Source organism: Streptomyces gossypii, from assembly GCF_025165795.1.
GTDB classification, from domain to species: domain Bacteria; phylum Actinomycetota; class Actinomycetes; order Streptomycetales; family Streptomycetaceae; genus Streptomyces; species Streptomyces gossypii.
In genome coordinates this window covers 128,202-137,004 of record NZ_JAJAGO010000019.1, presented here as the reverse complement: position 1 = coordinate 137,004, position 8,803 = coordinate 128,202, and the positions used below count along the sequence as shown (strand labels likewise).

General features: G+C 69.5%; 9 protein-coding genes, 3 tRNA genes and 1 pseudogene. 10 read left to right on the top strand and 3 right to left on the bottom strand.

Annotated elements, in window-relative coordinates; all coding sequences use genetic code 11:
- The 6 genes and pseudogenes from LHJ74_RS31250 to LHJ74_RS31225 all read left to right on the top strand — a co-directional run.
- Positions 1-174, top strand: a pseudogene (locus LHJ74_RS31250) (ATP-binding protein); the annotation flags it as partial.
- 174 nt (positions 175-348) lie between these two features.
- Complete coding sequence (locus LHJ74_RS31245; RefSeq protein WP_260221654.1) at positions 349-1,110, top strand: fumarylacetoacetate hydrolase family protein; 762 nt, start codon at positions 349-351, stop codon at positions 1,108-1,110.
- Positions 1,103-2,629: a glutamate--tRNA ligase gene (gene gltX, locus LHJ74_RS31240; RefSeq protein ID WP_260221653.1), complete on the top strand. Its 1,527-nt coding sequence runs from the start codon at positions 1,103-1,105 to the stop codon at positions 2,627-2,629. The genes LHJ74_RS31245 and gltX overlap by 8 nt, the downstream gene beginning before the upstream one ends.
- A 337-nt stretch (positions 2,630-2,966) precedes the next feature.
- Positions 2,967-3,038: transfer RNA gene (locus tag LHJ74_RS31235), tRNA-Gln, on the top strand.
- A gap of 43 nt (positions 3,039-3,081) precedes the next feature.
- Positions 3,082-3,154, top strand: a tRNA-Glu gene (locus tag LHJ74_RS31230).
- Between the two features lie 24 nt (positions 3,155-3,178).
- Positions 3,179-3,251: transfer RNA gene (locus LHJ74_RS31225), tRNA-Glu, on the top strand.
- 133 nt (positions 3,252-3,384) lie between these two features.
- On the opposite strand, the gene ndgR is transcribed toward LHJ74_RS31225, so the two are convergent.
- Positions 3,385-4,119 carry an IclR family transcriptional regulator NdgR gene (gene ndgR / locus LHJ74_RS31220; protein WP_260221652.1) on the bottom strand — a complete coding sequence of 245 codons (735 nt, stop codon included), beginning with the start codon at positions 4,117-4,119 and terminating at the stop codon, positions 3,385-3,387.
- 155 nt (positions 4,120-4,274) lie between these two features.
- Between ndgR and leuC the strand changes: the two genes are divergently transcribed.
- The 4 genes from leuC (at position 4,275) to LHJ74_RS31200 (ending at position 7,478) form a co-directional block, all read left to right on the top strand.
- Positions 4,275-5,699, top strand: coding sequence for a 3-isopropylmalate dehydratase large subunit (gene leuC, locus LHJ74_RS31215; protein WP_260221651.1), 1,425 nt, complete (start codon positions 4,275-4,277; stop codon positions 5,697-5,699).
- Positions 5,700-5,704: 5 nt separating this feature from the next.
- A complete protein-coding gene (gene leuD / locus LHJ74_RS31210) occupies positions 5,705-6,298 on the top strand; it encodes a 3-isopropylmalate dehydratase small subunit (protein ID WP_260221650.1) in 594 nt (197 codons plus the stop codon).
- A gap of 114 nt (positions 6,299-6,412) precedes the next feature.
- Entirely contained in the window at positions 6,413-6,679 is a 267-nt protein-coding gene (locus tag LHJ74_RS31205) for an SCO5555 family protein (RefSeq protein WP_260221648.1), read from the top strand.
- 127 nt (positions 6,680-6,806) lie between these two features.
- Positions 6,807-7,478 carry an HU family DNA-binding protein gene (locus tag LHJ74_RS31200; RefSeq protein WP_260221647.1) on the top strand — a complete coding sequence of 224 codons (672 nt, stop codon included), beginning with the start codon at positions 6,807-6,809 and terminating at the stop codon, positions 7,476-7,478.
- A gap of 150 nt (positions 7,479-7,628) precedes the next feature.
- Here LHJ74_RS31200 and LHJ74_RS31195 read toward each other — a convergent pair whose 3' ends face one another.
- Both LHJ74_RS31195 and cofC read right to left on the bottom strand, forming a co-directional pair.
- Positions 7,629-7,832 carry a hypothetical protein gene (locus LHJ74_RS31195; protein ID WP_260221645.1) on the bottom strand — a complete coding sequence of 68 codons (204 nt, stop codon included), beginning with the start codon at positions 7,830-7,832 and terminating at the stop codon, positions 7,629-7,631.
- Positions 7,833-7,956: 124 nt separating this feature from the next.
- A complete protein-coding gene (gene cofC, locus LHJ74_RS31190; RefSeq protein ID WP_260221643.1) occupies positions 7,957-8,688 on the bottom strand; it encodes a 2-phospho-L-lactate guanylyltransferase in 732 nt (243 codons plus the stop codon).
- Positions 8,689-8,803: the final 115 nt, after the last annotated feature.

The following is an 8,803-nucleotide window of genomic DNA, read 5'->3' as shown; positions in this document are numbered from 1 at the left end:
ATCGCTTTGAACGGGTTTGACGGTCATCAGCCGTATACGCCGGAGGAGGTGCGGGAGGCGTTGCAGATCGGGCCGGACGCGCCGATCATCACCACGGACGCCCGGCACCGCGGCGACGCCAAGAGCGCACTGATCACCCTGGTCGAGCACGCGCTGATGGCCCGCTTGAGATGACATGACGCTGCGCTGAGCTCCGCTGGTCCTTCTCCGCACCGTCTGGTCCCGCAGGCCCGCCTCGCATGCCTGTGCGGGCCTGTCGTGCTGTCCGGCCGGGCCACGCCGCGCGGGGGCCCGTGGCATACGCTGGGGTGCCGTCCGACCGGTAACCGAAAAGCGTGAAGGAATCCCGTGCGCATCGCCAGATTCTCCCTCGACGGGAACGTCGCCTTCGGCGTGATCGAGGGCGACGAACTCGACATCATCAAGGGCCACCCCTTCGCCGATTTCGAGCGTTCGGGGCGGCGAATCCCGTTGGACAAGATCCGCCTGCTGCCGCCCGTACTCCCCAACAAGGTCGTCGCGATCGGCCGCAACTACGCCGAGCACGCCAAGGAACTCGGCAACGAGGTTCCCGACGCCCCGGTGGTCTTCTTCAAGCCCTCCACCTCCGTGGCTGGTCCCGGTGACCCGATCGTGTATCCCTCCTTCTCTTCCGAGGTGCACTACGAGGCGGAGCTGGCCGTGGTCATCGGCCGGATGTGCAAGGAGGTGCCCCGTGAGCGGGTGCGGGACGTGATCCTGGGCTACACCTGCGCCAACGACGTGACCGCCCGCGACGTCCAGCGCGCCGAGTCGCAGTGGGCGCGGGCCAAGGGGTTCGACACGTCGTGCCCGCTCGGCCCCTGGGTGGAGACCGAGGCGGACCCGGGCGACCTGGCCGTGCAGTGCACGGTCAACGGCGAACAGCGTCAGCTGGGGCGTACCAGCGAGATGGTCCGCTCCGTGGAGGACCTGATCGTCCACGTCACGGAGGCCATGACCCTGCTGCCCGGGGACGTCATCCTCACCGGCACCCCGGCGGGGGTCGGCCCGCTCAACGTCGGCGACGAGGTCGCCGTCACCATCGAAGGTATCGGCACTCTCACCAACAAGGTGATCAAGCGTGACTAACGCGACGAACGTCCGCGTACGTTTCTGTCCCTCCCCGACCGGTAACCCCCATGTGGGGCTGGTCCGCACCGCGCTCTTCAACTGGGCGTTCGCCCGGCACCACGGCGGCACCCTGGTCTTCCGTGTCGAGGACACGGACGCGGCGCGCGACTCGGAGGAGTCGTACGAGCAGCTGCTCGATTCGCTGCGCTGGCTGGGCCTGGACTGGGACGAGGGCCCCACGGCGTTCGACGCGGCCGCCGGAGGCGGCGCGGTCGGCCCGTACGGCCCCTACCGGCAGTCCCAGCGCATGGAGATCTACCAGGACGTCGCGGAGCGGCTCCAGGCGGCCGGCCACGCGTATCGCTGCTTCTGCACGGCCGAGGAGCTGGAGACGCGCCGGGAGGCCGCCCGCAAGGCCGGGAAGGCGTCCGGCTACGACGGGAAGTGCCGTGACCTGTCCACGGAGCAGATCGCGGCGTACGAGGCCGAGGGGCGGACCTCCATCGTCCGTTTCCGGATGCCGGACGAGACGATCACGTTCACCGACCTGGTGCGCGGGGAGCTGAGCTTCGCACCGGAGAACGTCACCGACTACGGCATCGTCCGGGCAAACGGCGCGCCGCTCTACACACTGGTCAACCCGGTGGACGACGCCCTGATGGAGATCACCCACGTCCTGCGCGGCGAGGACCTCCTCTCCTCCACCCCGCGCCAGATCGCGCTCTACCGTGCGCTGGCGCTGATCGGCGTGGGCAGCGGCGCGACCCCGGCCTTCGGGCATCTCCCGTATGTGATGGGGGAGGGCAACAAGAAGCTCTCCAAGCGGGACCCGGAGTCCTCGCTCAACCTGTACCGCGAGCGCGGCTTCCTGCCCGCCGGGCTGCTCAACTACCTTTCCCTGCTGGGCTGGTCGCTCGCAGAGGACCGGGACATCTTCTCCATGGACGAGCTGGTCGCCGCCTTCGAGATCGGCGACGTCAACGCGAACCCGGCCCGGTTCGACCTCAAGAAGTGCGAGGCGATCAACGCCACGCATCTGCGTGAGCTCCCGCTGCCGGACTTCACGGCTGCCTGCGCACCCTGGCTGCGCCCGCCGTACGCGCCGTGGAAGCCGGAGGCGTTCGACCAGGCGGCGTTCGAGGAGCTGGCGCCGCTGGCCCAGACCAGGCTGACCGTCCTCTCCGACATCACCCAGAACGTCGACTTCCTCTTCCTCGAAGAGCCCGCCGAGGACGAGAAGTCCTGGCAGAAGGCGATGAAGCCGGGCGCGGCCGATGTGCTGCGCAGCATCCATTCCCGGCTGGCCGCACTCGGCGAAGCGGACTGGAGCGCGGAGCCGCTGAAGGAAGCGGTGCTGGCCGCGGGGGAGGCGCACGGCCTGAAGCTCGGCAAGGCCCAGGCCCCCCTCCGTGTGGCGGTCACCGGCCGCACGGTGGGCCTCCCGCTCTTCGAGTCGTTGGAGGTCCTGGGCCGCGAGCGCACCCTGCTGCGGGTGGACGCGGCCCTGGCGAAGCTGGCGGCCCAGCCGGAGGAGTGAGCAGCATCCGGGCCTGATGGCACGCCATCCGCCCGGCAGACACGTCCGCCCGTACCCGGCCACCGGGTGCGGGCGGTTCGTCGCTCTGGGTCCCCGGCGGGAAACAGTGAGGGGGGAGCCGTGAGCTGGGGCCTGTGAGCGGGCCGGTGCGGACTGCCACCGTCTCCGCGCCCGGAGGTGCCGGCCGACTCGTGCCGAGGCCGCGCGCTAACCCGTTTTGGAGCGGGCTGCACGATCAGGTAATGTTCTTCCTGTCGCCGAACGGGCCGGGCCTCAGGGCCAGGTCACCGGGAAAGCGGCCACCCAGACGAGATCCCTGATGGGGGTTGTGTTTTGGTGGGCTATGGTGTAATTGGCAGCACGGCTGATTCTGGTTCAGTTAGTCTAGGTTCGAGTCCTGGTAGCCCAGCGCGATCTTCTTATCGAGTAGATCGATGTTCAGTAAGATCGATGCCCCCGTTGTGTAGCGGCCTAGCACGCCGCCCTCTCAAGGCGGTAGCGCCGGTTCGAATCCGGTCGGGGGTACTGGTTCTCAGGAATCACGCTAGGGCCCCCGTTGTGTAGCGGCCTAGCACGCCGCCCTCTCAAGGCGGTAGCGCCGGTTCGAATCCGGTCGGGGGTACGCGATCGTATGGATCACATGGATTGTGTGAGAAAAGGCCCTCCGCCGTGGCGGGGGGCCTTCTCCGTGGCGTTCTTTGTCCGTACCGGTGGTGTCACCAGCCGTAGCGCCGGGTGGCCTCTGCCGGAACCCCTCAGAGCCCGCCGCCGCGCCGCAGCGCCTCGCTGAGCCGTGCCGCGGCATCGACGATGGCCTGGGCGTGCATCCGCCCCGGGTGCCTCGTCAGCCGCTCGATCGGCCCGGAGACCGAGACCGCCGCCACCACCCGGTTCGACGGACCGCGTACGGGCGCGGATACGGAGGCCACACCGGGCTCGCGCTCGCCGATCGACTGGGCCCAGCCGCGCCGCCGTACGCCGGACAGCGCGGTGGCGGTGAAACGGGCACCCTGGAGGCCGCGGTGCAGCCGCTCCGGCTCTTCCCACGCCATCAGGATCTGAGCGGCGGATCCCGCCTTCATCGGCAGCGTGGAGCCCACCGGCACCGTGTCACGGAGTCCGGAGAGCCGCTCCGCCGCCGCCACGCAGATCCGCATCTCGCCCTGCCGCCGGTAGAGCTGAGCGCTCTCGCCGGTGACGTCGCGCAGATGTGTCAGCACCGGGCCGGCCGAGGCGAGCAGTCTGTCCTCGCCCGCCGCCGCGGCGAGTTCGGCCAGCCTGGGGCCCAGGATGAAACGGCCCTGCATGTCCCGGGCCACCATCCGGTGGTGCTCAAGAGCTACCGCGAGCCGGTGGGCTGTCGGCCGGGCGAGTCCGGTGGCCCCGACCAGCGCGGCGAGCGTCGCCGGGCCGGACTCCAGGGCGCCGAGGACCAGGGCCGCCTTGTCGAGTACGCCCACTCCGCTCGTGGCGCCACTAGTGTTGTCCATGCGTCGATACTTGCGTCTCAAAGTGTGAAACGCAAGTTCATATTTCCCCCACACCCGCCAGTCTGTAACGACGGCCACCATCCGGCACGTGGGAATCGGGTGTGGGCAAAGGACTCGAGCATGGGCCGGCAACGCGGCCGGCCGAAGGGAATCCGATGGCACGGACACTGGCGGAGAAGGTCTGGGACGACCATGTCGTCCGGCGGGCGGAAGGCGAGCCCGACCTGCTCTTCATCGATCTGCACCTGCTGCACGAGGTGACCAGCCCGCAGGCTTTCGACGGCCTTCGCAAGAACGGCCGGACCGTGCGGCGTACGGACCTCACCCTCGCCACCGAGGACCACAACACTCCCACCCTGGACATCGACAAGCCCATCGCCGACCCGGTCTCCCGCATCCAGCTGGAGACACTGCGCAAGAACTGCGCGGACTTCGGTGTACGCCTGCACCCGCTCGGCGACGTCGAGCAGGGCGTGGTGCACGTGGTGGGCCCGCAACTGGGGCTGACCCAGCCCGGTACGACGGTGGTGTGCGGTGACAGCCACACCTCCACACACGGTGCCTTCGGCGCGCTGGCGTTCGGCATCGGCACCAGCCAGGTCGAACACGTGCTGGCCACCCAGACGCTGCCGCTGGCCCCCTTCCGCACCATGGCGGTCACGGTGAACGGCGAACTGCCCGAGGACGTCACGGCCAAGGACCTGATCCTGGCGGTCATCACCCGGATCGGCACCGGCGGCGGCCAGGGCTATGTCCTGGAGTACCGCGGCGAGGCCATCGAGAAGCTGTCGATGGAAGCCCGGATGACCGTCTGCAACATGTCCATCGAGGCGGGCGCGCGGGCCGGGATGATCGCGCCCGACGCGACGACGTTCGACTATCTCCGGGGCCGCGACCACGCCCCGCAGGGCGCGGACTGGGACGCGGCGATGGAGTACTGGTCCACGCTGCGCACCGACGACGACGCGGTCTTCGACCACGAGGTGGTCATCGAGGCCGCCGAGCTGGCGCCGTTCGTCACCTGGGGCACCAATCCGGGCCAGGGTGCGCCGCTGTCCGCGAGGGTGCCCGACCCGGCGGGATTCGCCGAGGAGGGAGAGCGGATCGCCGCCGAGAAGGCCCTGGAGTACATGGGGTTGACCGCCGGCACCCCGCTGCGGGAGGTCGCGGTCGACACTGTGTTCGTCGGATCCTGCACGAACGGCAGGATCGAGGACCTGCGCGCCGCCGCTTCCGTGCTCGGGGGCCGTCAGGTTGCCGAGGGCGTGCGCATGCTGGTCGTGCCCGGCTCCGTACGGGTCGCGCTGCAGGCGGTGGAGGAGGGGCTGGACAAGGTGTTCACCGCGGCCGGAGCCGAATGGCGGCACGCGGGCTGCTCGATGTGCCTGGGCATGAACCCCGACCAGCTCTCCCCCGGAGAGCGCGCGGCGTCCACCTCCAACCGCAACTTCGAGGGCAGGCAGGGCAAGGGCGGCCGGACACATCTGGTCTCCCCGAACGTCGCCGCCGCCACCGCGGTTCTGGGCCATCTGGCCTCACCCGCCGACCTGTCCGACGTCCGTACCCCCGCCGGAGTCTGAGAGCCATGGAAGCCTTCACCACACACACCGGCCGGGTCGTACCGCTCCGGCGCAGCAACGTCGACACCGACCAGATCATCCCCGCGCACTGGCTGAAGAAGGTGACCCGCGACGGCTTCGAGGACGGCCTCTTCGAGGCGTGGCGCAAGGACCCGGAGTTCGTTCTCAACCAGCCGCGCCATCAGGGCGCGAGCGTGCTGGTGGCGGGTTCCGACTTCGGCACCGGCTCATCCCGCGAGCACGCCGTCTGGGCGCTGCAGAACTACGGTTTCCGGGCCGTGATCTCCTCCCGCTTCGCGGACATCTTCCGGGGCAACTCGCTGAAGAACGGTCTGCTGACCGTCGTTCTCCCGCAGGCTGCGGTGGAAGCACTGTGGGAGCTGGCCGAGAGCGATCCGGCCGCGGAGGTGACCGTCGACCTGGTCCAGCGCAAGGTCCTCGCGCGCGGCATCGAAGAGGGCTTCGCTCTGGACGAGAACGCGCGTTGGCGGCTGCTGGAGGGCCTCGACGACATCAGCCTCACCCTGAAGAACGAAGCGGATGTCGTGGCGTACGAGGCGGGCAGGCCCGCGTTCAAACCCCGGACCCAGGTGGTCTGACGAGGGAGAACCCCTCTTCGGAGCCGGTGCGCCCCCTGCCTTCGGGCCAGGGGGCGCACCGCTGCGTTGAGCGCCCACGAGGTGACAACTCGCCCCAGATGGCACAATCGGCGCATGGAACGCGACGGTCAACTCGAGCTGTACGACCGCGTCGCCGCCCGCCTGAAAGAGGCGCACGCGCGCGTGCGCACGCTGCAAGTCCCGGAGAGCGTACGGGTGGCGCTGACACGGAAGCTGCTCGTGATCACGGCCGCTACCAAACACGATCTGGCGGACGCCGAACGGCGTCTGGACCAGCTGATGACCGACCTCGACGAGGGGCGGTTACCTCCCGAGCCGGGCGACCGTCCTGGAGACCGTCGTGGCGACGGATCTCGTTGACCGCCGATTTCGTTGCGGCACAAGGGTGATTAGCCCGTTTCGTGTTTGATTTGCGGTATATATCTGCCTACCGTGCGAAAAAGCTCGGACACATTAGTTCCCGTGGAACGCCTCCGAAGGGGAAGACGTGAACAAGGCGCAGCTCGTTGAAGCAATTGCCGACCAGCTCGGCGGACGTCAGCAGGCCGCTGACGCGGTCGACGTCGTACTGGATGCGATTGTCCGCGCGGTGTGCGCGGGTGACCGGGTCTCGGTCACAGGTTTCGGTTCCTTCGAGAAGGTCGACCGGCCCGCCCGCTACGCACGTAACCCGCAGACCGGCGAGCGGGTACGGGTCAAGAAGACCTCGGTGCCGCGCTTCCGGGCAGGCCAGGGTTTCAAGGACCTGGTCAGCGGGGCGAAGAAGCTCCCGAAGAACGACGTCGCCGTGAAGAAGGCTCCGAAGGGCAGCCTCTCGGGTGGCGTTTCGACGCAGAAGGCGGCAACCAAGAAGGCGGCGGCGAAGAAGAGCACCGCGAAGAAGACCACCGGGAAGGCGGCCGCCAAGAAGGCACCGGCGAAGACGGCGCCGGCCGTCAAGAAGACGGCGGCGAAGAAGAGCACGGCGAAGAAGGCGGCGGCCAAGAAGACCACTGCCAAGAAGGCAACCGGGAAGAAGACCACGGCCAAGAAGGCCACCGCCAAGAAGGCGGCGGCCAAGAAGGCCCCGGCCAAGAAGAGCACGGCCAAGAAGGCGCCGGCCCAGAGGTCGGCGGCGCGCAAGACCACGGCCAAGAAGGCCGCCGCCCGCAAGAAGTGAGACGAAGGCACGCACCAGCGCCGGGCCGGGCTCCCTCGGGGGAGGCCGGCCCGCGGGCGTTCCGCGGCGAAGTGCTCCGCGATGAGGTGCTCCGCGGCGAAGTGCTCCGCATCGGGGAGCTCCGGGACGCGGTGGCCCGGAGCTCGGTGTTCACAGGGTCTGGAGTGTCAGAAAGGTGACCCGGCGCTCGTCACCCTCCCCCGTCACCTCGACCCGCACGCGCTGCCCGGGCCGCAGCAGTCGGAGGCCGCCCGCGTCGAAGGCGGCGGCGTCGAAGGGCAACGGGGTGCCGTCGTCCAGCAGCACCTGTCCGGAACGGGTCTCGGGATCGTAGGTGTACGAGGTCGCCTGCATGGCCAGCAGCGTACGCGTTGTCGCCTGAGCGCCTGTCGGGTGGCCTCGGACCGGGCGGCCACGCCCTGGCACGTCCCCTCGGCCCTTCGGGCCGGGGGAGCCCTCCATGCTTCCCTCGTTGTCGTCAGTCGCCGACGCTCCGCGTCGGCTCCCTCCTCCGCCTCGGAATCGCACGCACCAGACCGCGTCCGCCATCCGGTCCGAGGCCACCCGACAGGCGCTTGGCCGAGTGCACACCCACCCCCAGCGCCAGCGCCACCCGGAGATCCTCGGCGGTGTCGACGTCCTGCCGGGCACCAGGTACGTCCGAGAGTGCGATTTCCACCGCTCCGGAGGCCAGATGCCGGGCGCGGGAGGGACCGCCGAACGCCGGGCGCAGTTCGCTGCCCGGCAGAGCCGACAGCAGCGTCGTACCGATTCCGGCGGCGTCCGGGAGAAATGCACGGGGAAATGCGGAGGCGGTGTTCAGTACCCGCAGCAATTCTGCGGGCCGAAGCGCGGGGAGATCCGCGTTCAGCACGGCCACGGCGGATTCCGGGGCGTGGGCGCGCACCTGTGCGGTGCCGTACGCGAGCGCCGCGTTCAGACCGTCGGCAGGCAGGTCCGGCACGATCCGCGCGCCCAGCGCTGAGAGCGCCTCGGCGGCCAGCGGATCGTCCGTGACAACTGCCACACCGCGTACGGACGCGCAGCCGAGCGCCGCGCTCACGGTGTCCTGGGCGAATGCCAGCGCGAGGCCGGGACGCAGGGCTTCGCCCGCCGTCGCGCCCAGCCTGCTCTTCGCCCGGGACAGCGGTTTGAGGGGAATGACCAGTCTCCACACGCGCGGTGCCCCCGGCTTCTCGTCACGTCGCATCGCTCTCATTCTCGCCTGCTCCCGGCCCACGTCGGCGGGCTCGGGGTTACGGTGTGCACGACAGCCGACGTCGGATGGCGCGGAGACCCGGTTGTGCGCAGCTGTGAACCAAGAG

Excerpts from the sequence above, each read along its gene's own strand:
- ndgR (WP_260221652.1), bottom strand. The coding sequence starts at position 4,119 with ATGGACAACACTAGTGGCGCCACGAGCGGAGTGGGCGTACTCGACAAG.
- leuC (WP_260221651.1), top strand. The coding sequence starts at position 4,275 with ATGGCACGGACACTGGCGGAGAAGGTCTGGGACGACCATGTCGTCCGG.
- leuD (WP_260221650.1), top strand. The coding sequence starts at position 5,705 with ATGGAAGCCTTCACCACACACACCGGCCGGGTCGTACCGCTCCGGCGC.
- LHJ74_RS31205 (WP_260221648.1), top strand. The coding sequence starts at position 6,413 with ATGGAACGCGACGGTCAACTCGAGCTGTACGACCGCGTCGCCGCCCGC.
- LHJ74_RS31195 (WP_260221645.1), bottom strand. The coding sequence starts at position 7,832 with ATGCAGGCGACCTCGTACACCTACGATCCCGAGACCCGTTCCGGACAG.
- cofC (WP_260221643.1), bottom strand. The coding sequence starts at position 8,688 with ATGCGACGTGACGAGAAGCCGGGGGCACCGCGCGTGTGGAGACTGGTC.